The sequence below is a fragment of the Comamonas composti DSM 21721 genome, assembly GCF_000429845.1.
Lineage (GTDB): Bacteria > Pseudomonadota > Gammaproteobacteria > Burkholderiales > Burkholderiaceae_C > Comamonas > Comamonas composti.
The window spans coordinates 1-17,235 of record NZ_AUCQ01000031.1; the positions used below are offsets into that span (position 1 = coordinate 1).

The window sequence follows — 17,235 nt, forward strand, 5'->3', positions numbered from 1 at the left end:
GAACTCATCCCGATTGCGCTCCAACGCGGCAGCGTAGAGATCGTAAACACGTTCTTAGGCCTTGCCGGCCTGCGGTGCCACGGGCAGCTCAAGGCCGATGCGTGTCGTGCCGCCATCGGAGTCTGCAAGGCAGTGGCCGCCATGCATGCGTGCAATCGCGGCCACGATGGCCAGGCCCAGGCCGTGGTTGCGGTCGGCCTGGCTGCGTGCGGCATCGGCGCGGTAGAAGCGGTCGAACAGCCGTGGCAGGTGGCTGGGGTCTATGGGCGGGCCCTGGTTGGCCACCGTGAGTCGCACCAGTGAGCCGTGGCCCGCGCAGGCCGGCATGAGCTCCATGCTCACCACGATGGTCGAGCCCGGCCGCGCATAGCGCGTGGCATTGCCCAGCAGGTTGGAGAGCGCGCGGCGCAGCAGCCGGGCATCGACCTGAGCCGAGGCATCGCCCTGGATGGTGGCCAGTACGCCGGCCTCCTGCAAGGCGGCCTCGTGGTAGTCGAGCACCTCGCGCACCAGCTCGGCCAGGCTGGGCTGCAGCGCCAGGCGCGCGCTGCGGCCCTGGTCCGCATGGGACAGGAACAGCATGTCGGCCACGATCGCTGCCATGCGCTGCAGGTCTTCGAGGTTGGAGGACAGGATCTCGCGCAGCTCGACCGCGCTGCGCGGCTTGCGCAAGGCCAGCTCGCAACTGCTGATCAAGGTGGTCAGCGGGGTGTTGAGCTCGTGGGCCACGTCGGCGTTGAAGGACTCCATCTGCTTGTAGGCCACGGCCAGGCGTTCGAGCAGATCGTTGAACTGGGCGATCAGCGGGCGCAGCTCCTGGGGCTGGCCGCTGTCGTCCAGCCGGCGCTGCAGATCGCGGGCCGAGAGCGCACGCGTTTGCTCGACCAGCGAATGCAGCGGCGCGAGTCCCAGGCGCACCAGCCAGATGCCGGCCACCGAGACCAGCAGCGAGCCGATGACGGCGGCCAGGCCCAGGGTCCAGGCCAGGTGGGTGAGCAGCTCGTCATCGGCGCTGCGGTCCAGCAGCAGCTCGGCCCTGGCGGTTTGCGGGCTGCCGGGCAGCAGCACGGGAAACTCGCGCCTGAGTGCGCGCGCTCTCTGAAAGCGCGGCTGCAGGCGCTCGTAGAGCAACTGGCCCCGGGCATCGAGAATGCGCAGCGACAACTCGTCATGGCCGGTCAGGAAATCGTCGAGCAGATGGACCAGGGCCGAGGCCTCGTGGATTGCATTGCCCTCGGCCAGCAAATGCTCGACGGTCTGCTGCTTGTGGTTGAGTGTTTCCTGCTGGCGCTGATCGAGCGTCAGCGACAGCACCAGATAGACCACGGCACACACCAGGCCCAGGCCCAGCATGGTCTGCAAGGCCAGCCAGCGCGACAGGCGCCGGCCCAGGTGGCGTACGGGCGTAGGGCGCGGTTCCATGCGGCTCACGCTGGGCGCGATTCCAGCACATAGCCCATGCCGCGCACGGTGTGCAGCAAGGGCTGGGCGAAAGGCTGGTCGAGCTTGAGGCGCAGGCGCCGCACGGCGACCTCGACCACATTGGTCTCGCTGTCGAAATTCATGTCCCAGACCTGGGAGGCGAGCTCGGTGCGCGAAAGCACCTCCCCCTGGCGACGCAGCAGCAGGCTCAGCAGGTTGAACTCCTTGGCCGTGAGGTCCAGGCGCTGGCCTGAGCGCGTGGCGCGGCGGCGTATCAGATCCAGCTCCAGATCGGCCATGCGCAAGGTGGTGGCTTCGGGTGCGGGCTGGGCCGGGCCGCCCCGGCGCAGCAGCACATGGATGCGGGCCACGAGCTCGGAGAACGCAAACGGCTTGACCAGGTAGTCGTCGGCGCCGCCCAGCAGGCCCTTGACCCGGTCCTCGACCTGGCCGCGCGCCGTGAGCATGAGCACCGGCGTCTGCCTGGACTGGCGTAGCGCCGCGAGCACGGCCAGGCCGTCGATGCCGGGCAGCATGCCGTCGAGCACGATGAGGTCGTAGTTGAGCTCGCAAGCCAGGTGCAGTCCATCGATGCCGTCATGCGCGACATCGACCACAAAACCTTCCTCGGTCAGGCCCTTGCGCAAATAGTCGGCCAGCTTGATCTCGTCTTCAACGACCAGCAGTTTCATGCGGCCATTTTCGGCCAAGAGAGCGCAGAAAGCAGATGACAAATTTGTCATCTTGGCGTCAACAAGCGGTCGAGGCGAGGTTTCTAGAGTCGGGCAGTCCAGGGGCCAAGGGCTGTGCAGCCAGGCTTTTCTCAAGCGCTGAACCGTGGGTGCGGGCGGCAGCACAGACCGGGAGTGATGTCATGGGTTCTTGCCCGTTGTTTTTATCCGTAGCGCGGGTGCCCGCGTCTGGTGTCAGTGCCAGGCATTTCTGTGCGATTGGCCTGGCACTTGCAGTCTGGACTGGGCCGGTGCTGGCCGAGGCCTTGGCAGGGCCGCAGGATGCGCGCGTCGCTGAGCTGGCGCATGAAGCGCCGCCTCTGACGCTGGAGCGCGCCATGGCCCTGGCCATGGAGAGCAACCCCGGCCTCGGCGCCGCGCGCCAGGCGCTGGCCGCGAGCGAGGGCGCGCTGCTGCAAAGCGGGGCCAGGCCCAATCCCGAGCTTGCCTACTCCCAGGAGGACACGCGGCGCGATGCGCGCTCATCCACACTGCAGTGGAGCCAGACGATTGAAACAGGCGGCAAGCGCGAGGCCCGCATGCGCATGGCCGAGCGCGGTCTGGCCCGGGCGCGGGCCGAGCTGGCGGAGGTGCAGGCCGGGCTGCGGGCCGATGTGATTTCGGCCTTCTTCGGGCTGCTGGTGGCTCAGGAGCGCGTGCAGCTTGCCGGACAGACGCTGGATATTGCGCGCAGCGCACGCGAGGCCGCGGCCAAGCGCGTGGCTGCGGGCAAGGTGGCGCCGCTGGAGGAAACCAAGGCGCGCGTGGCCGAGTCCGGTGCCCAGCTGGAGCTGGCCCAGGCCCGCTCGGAGCAACGCATGGCGCGCCAGAGAATCCAGCTGCTGTGGGGCGAGGTGAACCCGGCTTTCGGCGCGGCAGATGGTGCCGTCGATGCCTTGCCGGCCGTGCCTGCGCTTGCGGATCTGCAGCAGCGCATGCAGGAGGCACCTGCGGTCTTGCAGGCGCGCGAGAGCCTGGAGCAAAGCCGTGCGGCAGCCGACCTGGAGCGCGCCAGGCGCCTGCCCGACCCCACGCTGAGCCTGGGGGTCAAACGTGCGCGCGACAACGGCCAGGGCCAGAACCAGCTGGTGTTCGGCATCTCCGTTCCCCTGCCCATTCTGGACAGCAACCGTGGCAACCAGATCCAGGCGCTGCGCCTGGCCGACAAGGCCGAGCAGGACCTGCAGACCGCGCGCATGCAACTACAGACCCGGCTCTTCGAGGCGCGCGAGCAATTGCAGACCAGCCGCGAGCAGGCCGTGCAGCTCAAGAGCGAGGTCCTGCCTTCGGCCGAGATGGCCTATGGCCTGGCGACCAAGGGCTTTGCGCTGGGCAAGTTCAGCTACCTGGAGGTGCTGGACGCGCAGCGCACCCTGTCGGCCGCGCGCGGCCAGTATCTGGACCAGCTGCAGGCCACGCACCGCGCGGCCGCCGATATCCATCGTCTTCTGGGCTCCCTGGCCGATTAATCCGGCCTCGGCGCATCTCTTCGCTCATTCACCGCCTTTGACCATGCAAAGCAACAACTCTTCTTCGTCGCCCGTGCGCCGCACCCGCCTGGCCGTCGCCGCCATTCTGGCCCTGGGTGCCGTGGCTGCCATCTTGATTCTGCGCAGTGGCGGCCCCGATGCCCGTGCCCAGGAAAGCCCAGCTCACACGCATGCCGCAGGCCATGCGGACGAGGAGCACCACGGCAGCGCGGCTGCCGGCACCCATGCGCATGCGGACGGCCATGCGGATGGCGAGCACCATGGTGATGAAAAGCCCGGCCAGGCCGCCAGCGCAGGCGCGCATGACGACGATGACGAGGGCCTGGTGCGCTTGAGCGCCGAGCGTGCGCGCTCGGCCGGAGTGGAGCTGGCCCAGGCGCAGGCGGCCACGGTGAACAGCATGCTTCAGTTGCCCGGCGAGATCCGTTTCAACGAAGACCGCACGGCCCATGTGGTTCCGCGTGTGGTCGGCGTGGCCGAGAGCGTGTCCGCCAACCTCGGGCAGAGCGTGAAAAAAGGCCAGTTGCTGGCCGTGCTCAGCAGCGTGGCCGTGTCCGAGCAGCGCAGCGAGCTGCTGGCAGCGCAAAAGCGCCTGGAGCTGGCGCGCACCACCTTTGCGCGCGAAAAGCAGCTGTGGGAAGAAAAGGTCTCGGCCGAGCAGGACTATCTGCAGGCCCGCCAGGCCATGGGCGAGGCCGAGATCGCGGTCTCCAACGCGCGGCAAAAGCTTGCGGCCACGGGGGCGGGTGCCGGCGCTGGCGGCGGGCTCAACCGCTTCGAGCTGCGTGCGCCGTTCGATGGCGTGGTCGTGGAAAAGCATCTGGCCGTGGGCGAATCGGTGCAGGAAGCCACCCAGGTGTTCACGATCTCCGACCTGAGCACGGTCTGGGCCGAGATGCGCGTGGCTGCATCCGACCTGCCTGCGGTGCGCGTGGGCGAAAAGGCCACCGTGCGCGCCACGGCCTTCGATTCCTCGGCCCAGGGCGAGATTGCCTATGTGGGCGCACTCATAGGTCAGGAGACGCGCACGGCGCCGGCGCGCATCACCCTGGCCAATCCCCAGGGCCTGTGGCGCCCGGGCCTGTTCGTGAACGTGGAGCTCACGGCCTCTTCGCAGCAAGTGCCTCTGGCCGTGGCCAGCGAGGCCGTGCAAAGGCTGGAGGGGCAGCAGGCCGTGGTCTTCGTGCCGGTCGGGCAGGGCTTTCGCGCCCAGAGCGTGCGCCCGGGCCGCACGGACGGCATCCACACCGAAATTCTTGAAGGCCTGGACAGCGGCCAATCCTATGTGGCCAAGGGCAGCTTCGTGCTCAAGGCCGAACTGGGCAAGGCCTCGGCCGAGCACACGCACTGATCGGAGAGCTCATGTTCGAACGCATCATTCGATTCGCCGTAGAGCAGCGCTGGCTGGTGCTGCTGGCCACGCTGGCGCTGGCCGGGCTCGGCATCTACAACTACCAGCGCCTGCCCATCGATGCCGTGCCCGACATCACGAATGTGCAGGTGCAGATCAACACCCAGGCCAATGGCTATTCGCCGCTGGAGACCGAGCAGCGCATCACCTATCCCATAGAGACCGTGATGGCCGGCCTGCCCCGCCTGGAGCAGACGCGTTCGCTGTCGCGCTACGGCTTGTCCCAGGTCACCGTGGTGTTCGAGGACGGCACCGACATCTACTTTGCGCGCCAGCTCGTGGGCGAGCGCATCCAGCAGGCGCGCGACAGCCTGCCTGCGGGCATCACGCCCACGCTGGGCCCGATTTCCACGGGGTTGGGCGAGATCTATCTGTGGACCGTGGAGGCCGACGAGGGCGCGACAAAGCCCGATGGCTCGCCCTATACGCCCATGGATCTGCGCGAGATCCAGGACTGGGTGATCAAGCCCCAGCTGCGCAATGTGGCCGGCGTCACGGAGATCAACTCCATCGGCGGCTACGCCAAGGAATACCTGGTTGCGCCCAGCCCCGAAAAGCTCGCGGCCTACGGCTTCGCGCTGGCCGACATCGTGAACGCGCTGGCGCGCAACAACGCCAACGTGGGCGCAGGCTATATCGAGCGCCAGGGCGAGCAGTACCTGATACGCGCGCCGGGCCAGGTGGGCGGCATTGCCGACATCCGCGAAGTCATCGTGGGTTCGGCCCAGGGCCAGCCCATACGCATACGCGACCTGGCCGAGGTCGGCCTGGGGCGCGAACTGCGCACAGGCGCGGCCACGGACAACGGCCGCGAGGTCGTGCTGGGCACGGTCTTCATGCTCATCGGCGAGAACAGCCGCACGGTCTCCCAGGCCGTGGATGCACGCATGCGCGAGATCAACCGCAACCTGCCCCAGGGCGTGAAGGCCGTCACGGTCTACGACAGAACCAATCTCGTGGACAAGGCGATTGCCACGGTGAAGAAGAACCTCATCGAGGGCGCAACCCTGGTCGTGGTGATCCTGTTCCTGTTCCTGGGCAATCTGCGCGCGGCGCTGATCACGGCGCTCATCATCCCGCTGTCCATGCTGTTCACCTTCACGGGCATGGTGCATTACAAGGTCAGCGCCAACCTCATGAGCCTGGGCGCGCTGGACTTCGGCATCATCATCGACGGTGCCGTGGTCATCGTGGAGAACTGCGTGCGCCGCCTGGCCCATGCCCAGCAGGGGCGGGGACGGCCGCTCACGCGCAGCGAGCGCCTGCACGAGGTCTTTGCCGCAGCCCAGGAGGCGCGCCGGCCGCTGCTGTTCGGCCAGCTCATCATCATGGTGGTCTATCTGCCCATCTTTGCGCTCACGGGCGTGGAGGGCAAGATGTTCCACCCCATGGCCTTTACCGTGGTCCTGGCCCTGGCCGGCGCCATGCTGCTGTCGCTGACCTTCATCCCGGCCGCGATTGCGCTGTTCATGGGCGACAAGGTGGCCGAGAAGGAAAACCGCATCATGGGCTGGGCGCGCCGCATCTACGAGCCGGTGCTGCTGCGTGTCATGCACATGCCGGCCGTGGTGCTCACGGCTGCGGGTGTGGCCGTGGTGCTCTCGCTGCTGCTGGCCACGCGCATGGGCAGCGAGTTCGCGCCCAATCTCAACGAGGGCGACTTCGCCATACAGGCGCTGCGCATTCCCGGCACCAGCCTCACGCAGTCGCTGGAAATGCAGATGCAGATGGAGAAAAAGCTCAAGGACGAGTTCTCCGAGATCGAGCGCGTGTTCGCTCGCACGGGCACGGCCGAAATTGCCTCCGACCCCATGCCGCCGAATATCTCGGACGGCTACATCATGCTCAAGCCGCGCGATCAATGGCCTGACCCGAAGCGCTCGCGCGATGACCTGCTGGCTGCGGTGCAGGAAAGCGTGGAGGCGATTCCCGGCAACAACTACGAGTTCTCCCAGCCGATACAGCTGCGCTTCAACGAGCTGATCTCGGGCGTGCGCAGCGATGTGGCTGTGAAGATCTTCGGTGACGACATGGAGGTGCTCGAAAAAAGCGCGCAAAAGCTCGCAGGCATGCTGCAGCAGATTCCCGGCGCCTCCGAGGTCAAGGTCGAGCAGACCACCGGCCTGCCCATGCTGACCGTGAACATCAGCCGCGAGACGGCTTCGCGCTACGGTCTGAACATGGGCGATGTGCAGGACGCGGTGAGCACGGCGCTGGGCGGCCGCGAGGCGGGCACGGTGTTCGAGGGCGACAAGCGCTTCGACATCCAGGTGCGTCTGCCCGAGGAGCTGCGCAACGACATGCAGGCTCTGGGCCGGCTGCCCATAGCCTTGCCGCGCGGCAGCGACGGGCGTCTGGGCTTTGTGCCGCTGTCGGCCCTGGCCAGCTTCGAGATAGCGCCGGGCCCCAACCAGATCAGCCGCGAGGACGGCAAGCGCCGCATCGTGGTCAGCGCCAATGTGCGCGGCCGCGACATCGGCAGCTTCGTGGCCCAGGCCGCGCAGAGCCTGGAATCCCTGGCCCTGCCTGCTGGCTACTGGACGCGCTGGGGCGGCACCTTCGAGAACCTGGAGTCCGCACGCCAGCGCCTGCAGGTCGTGGTGCCCGTGGCCTTGCTGCTGGTGTTCGTGCTGCTGTTCGCGATGTTCGGCAATGTGCGCGACGGGCTCATCGTCTTCACGGGCATACCGTTCGCGCTCACGGGCGGCATTCTGGCGCTGTGGCTGCGCGACATTCCGCTGTCCATTTCTGCTGCCGTGGGCTTCATCGCGCTGTCCGGGGTGGCCGTGCTCAACGGCCTGGTCATGATTGCGCATATACGCTCGCTGCGCGAGCAGGGGCAGGGCCTGGAGCGGGCCGTGACCGAAGGTGCGCTCACGCGGCTGCGCCCCGTGCTGATGACGGCCCTGGTCGCATCGCTGGGCTTTGTGCCCATGGCCATTGCCACGGGCACGGGCGCCGAAGTGCAGCGCCCTCTGGCCACGGTGGTGATCGGCGGCATTCTGTCCTCCACCTTGCTGACCCTGCTGGTCCTGCCCTTGCTCTACCGCCTGGTGCATCGCAAGAGCCAGTCCCTGCAGTCGCCAGGCAGCGCAGGCCAGAGCCAGAGCCAGGTACAGGTCTAGGGCTTGGAGGCTCGTTGGAGCAGGCGCCCGGAGATCTTTGCCAGGCTGCATTGCCCATGCTCGCCATAGCTGCGGCTCTGGCGGCGATCTCGGCCCCTGGGTGATGCCGCGAACCTTCTGCCCAGGACAGCCCGGCCTTTGACGGCTTCAGCCACGGCCCGTGCCGTGGCTTTTTTGATGCCGATCTGCAGGCCGGCGCTGCAGCCTGTCTTCATGACGGCAATGTCACCCGGGTGTGGGCCTGCTGTGGGGGACGGCTTTCTAAAGTGAACCCATCTTCTCGCCGGTCTTGCAGGCCGGTGGCGGGAAGAGGCCAATCCCCTCCTGTCTTGAAAGGACGCAGATATGAAAGCACGCATTCACCCCAACTCCGTGACCCTGATGGCCGCCGCCATTGCCGCCTCCGCAGGCCTGGCGCTGCCAGGGGTTGCAGCCGCCGATACCTACTGGCACCCCGCGAACAACGAGGCGGGCGTCAAGGTCTATCCCGAGCACTTCCAGAGCAGCAAGACGCGCGCACAGGTCAGGGCCGAGACCGTGGAGGCCATGCGCAATGGCGGCCTGTCGCGCTTCGAGAGCAACTATCCTGCGGCTGCGCCCAGCCAGCCGTCCACGCTCACGCGCCAGCAGGTCATCGATGCGCTGCGCTCGGAAACCATGGAGCAGCGCGAGGCCCGGCTCAGCGCCATGCGAGGCTGAGAGCGTGAACACGCTCTGAGCGCGCGAGCGCGCTCTAGACCGCCATTTCCTCCAGCAGCAAAGCACCTGGCCCAGGTGCTTTTTTCATGGCCGGCAGGCGCTGGGCGCGTGCGTCCCCGGCCACGGGCTGCAGCTGGAAGACGGCCACGGTCTGCACCAGACCCTGGGACTGGTTGCTCAACGCTTCGGCCGCAGCGGCGCTTTGTTCGACCAGGGCCGCGTTCTGCTGCACGGCCTGGTCCATCTGCATCACGGCCTGGCTGACCTGCTGCACGCCGTCGTTCTGCTCGATGCTGGCCGTGCTGATGTCCTTGACCAGGGTGGAGACATGCAGGATGGACTCGACCATCTGCCGCGCCGTATGCCCGGCCTGGTTGATGAGCTGGCTGCCCTGGCCCACGCGCTCCACGCTGTTGGAGATCAGGGTCTTGATCTGCTTGGCCGATTCGGCCGTGCGCTGGGCCAGGCCGCGCACCTCGGTGGCGACCACGGCAAAGCCCCGGCCCTGCTCGCCAGCGCGCGCGGCTTCCACGGCCGCGTTGAGCGCGAGGATGTTGGTCTGAAACGCAATGCTGTCGATGACGCCGATGATGTCGGCGATCTGCTGGCTGGCCGAGCTGATGCCCTGCATGGTCTGCACGATGTCCTGCATGGCCTGGCCGCTTTGCTGGGCAATGCCCTGGGCTTCATCTGCGGCGCGGCTGGCCAGCTGGGCGTTCTGCGAGTTCATGGAGACGGTGGAGGCGAGCTGCTCCATCGAGGCCGCAGTCTGCTCCAGGGCGCTGGCCTGGGATTCCGTGCGGCGCGAGAGGTCGCCATTGCCCTGGGCAATCTCGGCGCTGGTATGGGCCACGGCCTCGGCATTGCCGCGCACGCGGCGCACGACCTCGTCCAGCGACTGCTGCATGGCATGCAGCGCATTGAACAGCTGGCCCATCTCGTCGCGCCCCGCATGCGGTGTGGCGCGTGTGAGGTCGCCCGAGGCAACGGCCTGCGCCACATCGACAGCCTGCTGCAGGGAGCGCGCAATGGAGCGGCTGAAGACGATGGCCACGGCCAGCCCCGTGGCAAACACCAGCAGCATGGAGATCAGGCTCAGCCACTGGGCGCGCTGCGCCTGCTGCTGGGCGGCCTCGCTCATCTGCTCGCTGAGCTGCTTGACCATGTCGGCCGAGGCATCGAGCAACTGCACCGAGGAGCGGTCTATGCCCTGCACGGCGGCGTCGCCCGTCGTGGGGTCGAAGCCCGATTCCTCGAAGGCCGCAAAGCCCTTGCGATAGGCCTGGCCCATCTCCTGGTGGGCCTTGGCAAAGGCCTGCATGCTCTGCCGGGCCTCGCCTGCGGGCAGGTGGGCGGCCAGCTCCGTCGCCTGCCGGTGCACGGCGGCCTCCTGGGCCTCGAAAGCCTGCCAGTAGCGCGTGCGCTGCTGCGCATCATGGCCGCGCAGCAGCACGTTCTTCCACTCCTGGGCCTGGGTCTTGAAGGCGTTGAGCGTGTCGCCAATCCTGCGCTCCAGGGCCATGTTCCGGTCCAGCACCTGCTCGTAGTTCTGGGCCACGGCCTGGAGCTTCCAGATGCCGAACAGGGCGGCGGTCAGCAAGAGCAGCAGCGCTGCCGTGAAAACCAGGGGAAGCTTGATCCTCAATTGCATGAATGACTCCCAAAAACGTGCAGCCCTGATGCAGGCGCATACCGGCCCATGCTGACTTCGGCGGGCTGTTCCAATCTGCGGAAAAAACCGTTTTTCCGAGTCCAGGCGCGGCTTTTGCAGCGTGTGCGGCTGACCGCTGTTGGCGTTGCCTCGACCGCTGCCGCCACCCAACCCTGCTCGGAAGAGGAGGGCTTTGAGGGCATGGGTTTTGAGATGCTATGGCCCTGGCTGCGTGTCTTGCATGCTCTTCAAAGGTGAGCTGCTAGCGCTTGCCTATATTCGATTTCAAGTGTTTTTCATATTGAAAATCATATGTATAGAGTGCTGGCAGCTATCTTTTTTATTCTTGTCGCCTCAAGGTGAAAGCCGTCCTTCTGGGGCACAGCGGTCGCACGCATGTGCCATGCGCGAGCTATGCATAATCCCCAACCCATGCTGGAGCGAATTCGACATCAAAAACATCTGGGCACCGTGGTGCTCATGCTGTTTGCGTCGCTCTGGCTTGTGGCCCTGCTGGCCGGTGTGCAGGTGCGCGTGGTTCTGCCCCAGATGCAACTGCCCCATGACGTGTGCAGCACCGGAACGGATGCCGGCTGGCCGGAGACGATTGCGGCCGGGAGCCTGGAGGACGGGCCCGCCAGCGGCCATGGGGGCCACCACGATCCCGACTGTCTGCTGTGCCTGGCCCTGGCCACGCCTTCGGCCATCGGCCTGAGCATCTACCGGCCACCGGCGCCGGATACGCATGCGCCCCGCATGGGGCCGGGCCAGCCCTTGCTGGCCTGGCAGGCCCAGGCGCCTTTGCCTGCGCGCGGGCCGCCTGCTATTCACGGCTGATACGTTCTTGCCTTGGGCTTGCCGCAGCCGGCTGGCCCTCTGCATGGAGCCCTGCGCAGGGCCTGCAGCTCTTGCGCGCCTTTTCTTTTGGACCGGATCCGGCGACTCGCCCAGGGGCGCGTGCCGGCGTTCGGCCGTGGATATGCATCATGAAAAAACAATTCCCCAGCCTGGCAGCACAGTCCGCCGTGCCCGGCTTTTCGACTTCCGCCCCCGGATTCACTCCCTGCGCCCTGGCCTGTGCCTGCTTGCTGGCAGGCCCTGCCCTGGCCGCCGAGGACGAGACCGTGCTGCGCGAGACCGTGGTCACGGCCGTGCATGACAGCTCGCCGGCCCAGGTCGTGGCCGATCCGCGCCAGCCGCGCCAGCCCGTGCCCGCCAGCGATGCGGCCGACTATCTGAAAAGCATTCCCGGCTTTTCGGCGATACGCAGCGGGGGCTCGAACAGCGACCCGGTGTTTCGCGGCCAGTTCGGCTCGCGCCTGCCCTTGCTCACCGATGGCAGCCTGCTGCTGGGCGCCTGTCCTTCGCGTATGGATTCGCCGAGCTCCTACATCTCGCCGCAGAGCTTTGACGAGCTCACCGTGGTCAAGGGCCCGCAGACCGTGATCTGGGGGCCGGGTGCCTCGGCGGGTGTGGTGCGCTTCAGCCATGAGCGGCCCGATTTTTCCGAATCCGGCCTGCACTTCGACGCCAGCCTGCTGGGCGGCAGCGCGGGGCGCAACGACCAGAGCGCGAACCTGCAGGTCGGCAATGCCGGCTATTACCTGCGCCTTTCGGCGAATCACTCCCATGGCCAGGATTACAGGGATGGCGCGGGCCGCAGCGTGCCTTCTGGCTGGGACAAGTGGAATACCGACCTGGCCCTGGGCCTCACGCCCGATGCGGATACGCTGATCGAGCTCACGGCTGGCGCCGGCGATGGCTGGGCCCGCTATGGCGGGCGGGGCATGGATGGCGCCAAGTTCCGCCGCGACAGCTGGGGCCTGCGCCTGGAGCGCAAAAATCTCTCGCCCTGGCTGGCGAAGATCGAGGCCCAGATCTATTCCAACCGCGTGGACCATGTCATGGACAACTACAGCCTGCGCGAATTCAAGCCCGGCGGCGGCATGAACATGCCCATGGCCAGCAATGTGTGGCGCAATACCTCGGGCGCGCGTCTGGCGGCGACCATGAACCTGGCTGCGCAGGCGCAGCTCGTGGCCGGCCTGGATGCCTTGTACAGCCCGCACGAAAAGCGCATGGGTTCGCCCATGGGCCAGTCCTATCTGGACAAGCCCTGGCAGCGCGATGCCAAGTCCTCCAACCTGGGGCTGTTTGGCGAGCTGAGCTGGCAGACCGCAGAGCGCACGCGCTGGGTCGGCGGCCTGCGTCTGGACCAGCCCCGGGCCTGGCGCTACCCCGAGCCTGCAATGGGCGGCGGCATGGGAGGCATGCATGGCGCCGGCATGGGGCCCATGGTGGCCGAGGCCGACAACCAGCGCTCGCGCAAGGCCTTGCCCAGCGGCTTTGTGCGCTGGGAGCAGCAATTGGCCCAGCCCGGCGCCTCGGCCTATGCGGGCCTGGGCCATGTGCAGCGCTTTCCCGATTACTGGGAGCTGATCTCTCCGGGCAATAGCGCGGCCGACAAGGGCAATGCCTTTGCCTGGCTGCAGCCCGAGAAGACCACCCAGATCGACCTGGGCCTGAACTGGAAGAGCCAGGACTGGCAGCTCTGGACCTCGGCCTATGCGGGCTGGATTCGCGACTACATCCTGTTCGACTACCAGGGCGGCTCCAGGGTGCGCAACGTCAATGCACGCACCGCAGGCCTGGAGCTGGGCGGCCATTACCGGCTGAGCCCGGCCTGGACGACCCAGGCCACGCTGGCCTATGGCTGGGGCCGCAATACCAGCGACGGCCGCGCCCTGCCCCAGATGCCGCCGCTGGAAGCCCGGCTGGGCCTGGAGTATGAGAGCGGCCCCTGGGCCGCAGGCGGTCTGTGGCGCATGGTCGCGAGCCAGAAGCGCCATGCCGCAGGCCAGGGCAATGTGGTCGGGCGCGACCTGGGCGCGAGCGCCGGCTTCGGCCTGCTGTCGGTGCACGCCAGCTACCGCGTGAACCAGCGCTTCAAGCTGGCAGCCGGCGTGGACAACCTGTTCGACAAGACCTATGCCGAGCATCTGAACCTGGCCGGCAATGCCGGCTTTGGCTTCCCGGCCGGCCAGCGCATCAACGAGCCCGGGCGCACGCTGTGGCTGCGCGCCGACATCAAATACTAAGAACGTGAACACGCTCTAAAAAGATAGTGGCTGGCGCTTGTCTGCGCTCGGTTTCAGCTGAAAAACATCTGAAACCAAGGCGCATCAAGCGCTGGCTGCTTCTTTTTTTGAAGACCAGGGAATCCCCAATATGGAGCGCGGCGCATCAAGCCGGCGCGGCTCGACGCCAGGAGCCGAGAGCAAGGGCCATCCCAGGCCTGTGCGCCTCGGCGGGCGCTTCAAAATCTAGGCAGATCCGGGTGGCTGATCCGCCCGTCACGCACCAGCATCCTGCCGTACTCGGCGCAGCGGTTGAGCGTGGGGATCAGCTTGCCGGGATTGAGCAGGGCGTGTTCGTCGAATGCAGCCTTGAGTGCGAACATCTGCCGGTTCTCCTCGACGCTGAACTGGGTGCACATGGAGTTGAGCTTTTCCACACCCACGCCATGCTCGCCCGTGATCGTGCCGCCCATGGCCACGCTGGTTTCGAGGATGTCGGCGCCGAACAGCTCGCAGCGGTGCAGCTCGTCGGGGTCGTTGGCGTCGAACAGAATCAGCGGGTGCAGATTGCCGTCTCCCGCATGGAAGACGTTGGCGCAGCGCAGCCGGTATTTCTTCTCCATCTGCTGAATCGCGAGCAGGATGTCGGCCAGGCGCTTGCGCGGAATGGTCGAGTCCATGCACATGTAGTCGGGGCTGATGCGGCCGCTGGCCGGAAACGCGTTCTTGCGCCCGCTCCAGAAACGCATGCGCTCTTGCTCGCTGCCGCTCACGGCAATCGCCGTGGCGCCGGCCTTGCGCAGCACGGCGCTCATATGGGCGATTTCTTCCTCGACCTCCTCGGGCGTGCCATCGCTCTCGCACAGCAAGATGGCTTCGGCGCTGAGGTCGTAGCCGGCCTTGACGAAGTCCTCCACGGCGGCCGTCATGGGCTTGTCCATCATCTCCAGGCCGGCGGGGATGATGCCGGCTGCGATCACGGCGGCCACGGCATCGCCTGCGCGGCGCACATCGTCAAAGCTGGCCATGATGCAGCGCGCAAGCTGAGGCTTGGGGATGAGCCTGACCGTGACCTCGGTGACCACGGCCAGCATGCCTTCGCTGCCTATCATCAGGGCCAGCAGATCGAAGCCCGGCGTGTCCAGCGCCTCGGAGCCGAATTCCAGGGCCTGGCCCTCGGCGCTGAACCCCTTGAGCCTGAGCACGTTGTGCAGGGTCAGCCCGTATTTGAGGCAGTGCACGCCGCCCGAGTTCTCGGCCACGTTGCCGCCTATCGTGCAGGCAATCTGGCTGCTGGGGTCGGGCGCGTAATACAGGCCATGGGGCGCGGCGGCTTCGCTGATCGCCAGGTTGCGCACCCCGCATTGCACCGTGGCCGTGCGTGCCTGGGGGTTGATGGCCAGAATCCGGTTGAACCTGGCCAGGGACAGCGTCACGCCCATGGCATGCGGCATGGCCCCGCCCGACAGGCCCGTGCCCGCGCCGCGCGCGACCACGGGCACTTGCAGCGCATGGCAGGTCCTGAGCACGGCCTGGACCTGCTCGTAAGTCTCGGGCAGGCAGACCACCAAAGGGCGCTGGCGGTAGGCCGTGAGCCCGTCGCATTCAAAAGGCGTGGTGTCCTCGGCCTGCCACAACAGGGCATGGGCCGGCAAATGCGCGTCCAGCGCCGCCACCACCTGGGCCTGGCGCCGCGCGCGCTCGCCTGCTGCTGGTGGGGAGTGGGCAGCGTCGGCAGCGGCCTGGGCATGGGATGGACTCAAGTTCATGGAAGCCGACTTTAGGCCATGCGGGCCGTCCTGTGTGCCGCCTGTCGATTGCTGCGCTGCGGGAAAAATCACATGGCTTTTTTGAGCCACTCCGCAAACGCCGCGCATTCCCAGCGCTCCATGGTGCCGGTCTTCCAGCACAGGTAGTGGGCATGCGGGCTGTGGGCATCGAGGTCGAACAGGCGCACCAGGGCGCCGCTCTCCAGCCAGGGGGCGCCGAGCTTGTGCCGGATCAGGGCGATTCCCATGCCGGCCGCAGCCGCATCGCAGATCAGGCCGATGTCGTTGAACTGCGAGCCCTCATGCGGCTCGGGCCAGTCCAGGCCGGCCGCGCCCAGCCAGGTGCGCCAGGGTTCGAGCGGGCCGCGCAGCAAGGGCTGGCCTGCAAGGTCCTCGGGGCGCTCGAAAGGCCCGTGCTCGCGGATGAAGCCCGGTGAGGCCAGGGGGGTGATGCTGTCGCGTGCGAGCTCCACATGGTCCACGTCCGCATAGTGGCCTGCGCCGAAGCGCACCATGAGGTCGGCATCCTCACCGACGATGTCCAGCGAAGGCACCGAGACCTGCAGCGCCAGATCGATCTCGGGATAGGTCTCGGTGAACTGGCGCAGCCTGGGGATCAGGATCACGCGTGCAAAAGTCGGTGTGACGGCAATCTTCAGGCGCTTGCGCCCGGGCATGGCATCGGCGCCGGGAAAGCGCTGCAGGGCCGAGAGCCCTTCGCGCACATGGGCCAGGTAGGTGCTGCCCTCGGCGGTCAGCGAAAAATCCGTGCGGCCGAACAGCCGCGTGCCCAGGATCTGCTCGAGCTGCTTGACGCGGTGGCTGACGGCGCTGGGCGTGACGCACAGCTCGTCGGCCGTCTGCGTCACGCTGCGCAGCCGCGCCAGGGCCTCGAAGGTCAGCAGGCACTGTATGGGCGGGATGCGCCGCGTGAGGGGCAGCGCAAGCTCCAGGCTGTCCATGGCTGGGAGCGTCAGGCTCAGCGAAATACCACGGTCTTGTGGCCGTTCAAGATGACGCGGTGTTCGCTATGCCATTTGACAGCGCGTGCAAGCACCTGGCTTTCGGTGTCGCGGCCGCGTGCCGTGAGGTTTTCCACGGTGTCGGTGTGGTCGGCACGCGCCACGTCCTGCTCGATGATCGGGCCTTCGTCCAGGTCGGCGGTCACATAGTGGGCCGTGGCGCCGATCAGCTTCACGCCGCGGTCATGGGCCTGGTAGTAGGGCTTGGCGCCCTTGAAGCTGGGCAGAAAGCTGTGATGTATGTTGATGGCCCGGCCCGCAAGCTTGGTGCACAGGTCGTTGGACAGCACCTGCATGTAGCGCGCCAGCACCACGAGCTCGGCGCCCTCGGCCTCGATGATCTCGAACTGCCGGGCTTCGGCCTGGGCCTTGGTCGAGGCCGTCACGGGGATGTGGTGAAAGGGGATGTTGTAGCTGGCCGCAAGCTGGTAGAACTCGCGGTGGTTGCTGATGATGGCCGAGATCTCTATGGGCAGCAGGCCGCTCTTGCAGCGAAACAGCAGGTCGTTGAGGCAGTGGCCTTCCTTGCTGACCATGATCACGGTTTTCATGGCCTGATTCTTGGGATGCAGCTTCCACTGCATCTGGTAGCGGTCCGCGAGCTCGGCCAGCGCGCTGCGTAATTGACCTGGATCAGTTCCGCTGCAGGCAAATTGCACGCGCATGAAAAACAGGCCCGTGGCTTGGTCGTTATACTGCGCGGCCTCTTCGATGTTGCCGCCTTGTTCGAGTAGAAAACCCGAAACTGCATGCACCAGGCCGAGTCGGTCGGGGCACGAAAGGGTAAGAATGTAGGCTTGGGTCATAGCCGCGCAATTGTCGCAGCAAGGGCGCTGGC

At 66.8% G+C, this 17,235-nt stretch carries 12 protein-coding genes; 6 read left to right on the forward strand and 6 right to left on the reverse strand.

Going from position 1 to position 17,235, the window contains the following annotated elements:
- Positions 1–54: 54 nt before the first annotated feature.
- Together G486_RS0114530 and G486_RS0114535 are read right to left on the reverse strand one after the other, a co-directional pair.
- Positions 55–1,422, reverse strand: a complete 1,368-nt coding sequence (locus tag G486_RS0114530; RefSeq protein ID WP_027016202.1) for a heavy metal sensor histidine kinase — start codon at positions 1,420–1,422, stop codon at positions 55–57.
- A 5-nt stretch (positions 1,423–1,427) separates the two neighbouring features.
- A complete protein-coding gene (locus tag G486_RS0114535) occupies positions 1,428–2,114 on the reverse strand; it encodes a heavy metal response regulator transcription factor (protein ID WP_027016203.1) in 687 nt (228 codons plus the stop codon).
- A 182-nt stretch (positions 2,115–2,296) separates the two neighbouring features.
- On the opposite strand from G486_RS0114535, the gene G486_RS0114540 reads away from it, so the two are divergent.
- The 4 genes from G486_RS0114540 to G486_RS0114560 all read left to right on the forward strand — a co-directional run bounded on the left by G486_RS0114540 (position 2,297) and on the right by G486_RS0114560 (position 8,878).
- Positions 2,297–3,622 carry a TolC family protein gene (locus G486_RS0114540; RefSeq protein WP_084455299.1) on the forward strand — a complete coding sequence of 442 codons (1,326 nt, stop codon included), beginning with the start codon at positions 2,297–2,299 and terminating at the stop codon, positions 3,620–3,622.
- 43 nt (positions 3,623–3,665) lie between these two features.
- The gene (locus tag G486_RS0114545) at positions 3,666–4,994 is read left to right on the forward strand and encodes an efflux RND transporter periplasmic adaptor subunit (protein ID WP_027016205.1); all 1,329 of its coding nucleotides are present in this window, start codon (positions 3,666–3,668) and stop codon (positions 4,992–4,994) included.
- Positions 4,995–5,005: 11 nt separating this feature from the next.
- On the forward strand, positions 5,006–8,179 hold the full coding sequence (locus G486_RS0114550) for a CusA/CzcA family heavy metal efflux RND transporter (RefSeq protein WP_027016206.1): 3,174 nt from the start codon (positions 5,006–5,008) through the stop codon (positions 8,177–8,179).
- A 345-nt stretch (positions 8,180–8,524) separates the two neighbouring features.
- Positions 8,525–8,878: a DUF4148 domain-containing protein gene (locus tag G486_RS0114560; protein ID WP_051303536.1), complete on the forward strand. Its 354-nt coding sequence runs from the start codon at positions 8,525–8,527 to the stop codon at positions 8,876–8,878.
- Between the two features lie 34 nt (positions 8,879–8,912).
- Here G486_RS0114560 and G486_RS0114565 read toward each other — a convergent pair whose 3' ends face one another.
- Positions 8,913–10,529, reverse strand: a complete 1,617-nt coding sequence (locus G486_RS0114565) for a methyl-accepting chemotaxis protein (RefSeq protein ID WP_027016209.1) — start codon at positions 10,527–10,529, stop codon at positions 8,913–8,915.
- A 414-nt stretch (positions 10,530–10,943) separates the two neighbouring features.
- Here G486_RS0114565 and G486_RS0114575 point away from each other — a divergent pair, with 414 nt between their 5' ends.
- Both G486_RS0114575 and G486_RS0114580 read left to right on the forward strand, forming a co-directional pair.
- Positions 10,944–11,366 carry a hypothetical protein gene (locus tag G486_RS0114575; RefSeq protein WP_245587333.1) on the forward strand — a complete coding sequence of 141 codons (423 nt, stop codon included), beginning with the start codon at positions 10,944–10,946 and terminating at the stop codon, positions 11,364–11,366.
- A 149-nt stretch (positions 11,367–11,515) separates the two neighbouring features.
- Positions 11,516–13,627 carry a TonB-dependent copper receptor gene (locus G486_RS0114580; protein ID WP_027016211.1) on the forward strand — a complete coding sequence of 704 codons (2,112 nt, stop codon included), beginning with the start codon at positions 11,516–11,518 and terminating at the stop codon, positions 13,625–13,627.
- 218 nt (positions 13,628–13,845) lie between these two features.
- On the opposite strand, the gene G486_RS0114585 is transcribed toward G486_RS0114580, so the two are convergent.
- The 3 genes from G486_RS0114585 to purU all read right to left on the reverse strand — a co-directional run bounded on the left by G486_RS0114585 (position 13,846) and on the right by purU (position 17,203).
- Entirely contained in the window at positions 13,846–15,375 is a 1,530-nt protein-coding gene (locus tag G486_RS0114585; protein WP_027016212.1) for an FAD-linked oxidase C-terminal domain-containing protein, read from the reverse strand.
- A gap of 68 nt (positions 15,376–15,443) precedes the next feature.
- Positions 15,444–16,337: a LysR substrate-binding domain-containing protein gene (locus G486_RS0114590; RefSeq protein WP_027016213.1), complete on the reverse strand. Its 894-nt coding sequence runs from the start codon at positions 16,335–16,337 to the stop codon at positions 15,444–15,446.
- 17 nt (positions 16,338–16,354) lie between these two features.
- The gene (gene purU, locus G486_RS0114595) at positions 16,355–17,203 is read right to left on the reverse strand and encodes a formyltetrahydrofolate deformylase (protein WP_027016214.1); all 849 of its coding nucleotides are present in this window, start codon (positions 17,201–17,203) and stop codon (positions 16,355–16,357) included.
- Between the last annotated feature and the right edge of the window lie 32 nt (positions 17,204–17,235).

Bases quoted from the DNA above. Each gene is read 5' to 3' on its own strand.
- G486_RS0114530 (WP_027016202.1), bottom strand. From the start codon at position 1,422: ATGGAACCGCGCCCTACGCCCGTACGCCACCTGGGCCGGCGCCTGTCG.
- G486_RS0114535 (WP_027016203.1), bottom strand. From the start codon at position 2,114: ATGAAACTGCTGGTCGTTGAAGACGAGATCAAGCTGGCCGACTATTTG.
- G486_RS0114540 (WP_084455299.1), top strand. From the start codon at position 2,297: ATGGGTTCTTGCCCGTTGTTTTTATCCGTAGCGCGGGTGCCCGCGTCT.
- G486_RS0114545 (WP_027016205.1), top strand. From the start codon at position 3,666: ATGCAAAGCAACAACTCTTCTTCGTCGCCCGTGCGCCGCACCCGCCTG.
- G486_RS0114550 (WP_027016206.1), top strand. From the start codon at position 5,006: ATGTTCGAACGCATCATTCGATTCGCCGTAGAGCAGCGCTGGCTGGTG.
- G486_RS0114560 (WP_051303536.1), top strand. From the start codon at position 8,525: ATGAAAGCACGCATTCACCCCAACTCCGTGACCCTGATGGCCGCCGCC.
- G486_RS0114565 (WP_027016209.1), bottom strand. From the start codon at position 10,529: ATGCAATTGAGGATCAAGCTTCCCCTGGTTTTCACGGCAGCGCTGCTG.
- G486_RS0114575 (WP_245587333.1), top strand. From the start codon at position 10,944: ATGCATAATCCCCAACCCATGCTGGAGCGAATTCGACATCAAAAACAT.
- G486_RS0114580 (WP_027016211.1), top strand. From the start codon at position 11,516: ATGAAAAAACAATTCCCCAGCCTGGCAGCACAGTCCGCCGTGCCCGGC.
- G486_RS0114585 (WP_027016212.1), bottom strand. From the start codon at position 15,375: ATGAACTTGAGTCCATCCCATGCCCAGGCCGCTGCCGACGCTGCCCAC.
- G486_RS0114590 (WP_027016213.1), bottom strand. From the start codon at position 16,337: ATGGACAGCCTGGAGCTTGCGCTGCCCCTCACGCGGCGCATCCCGCCC.
- purU (WP_027016214.1), bottom strand. From the start codon at position 17,203: ATGACCCAAGCCTACATTCTTACCCTTTCGTGCCCCGACCGACTCGGC.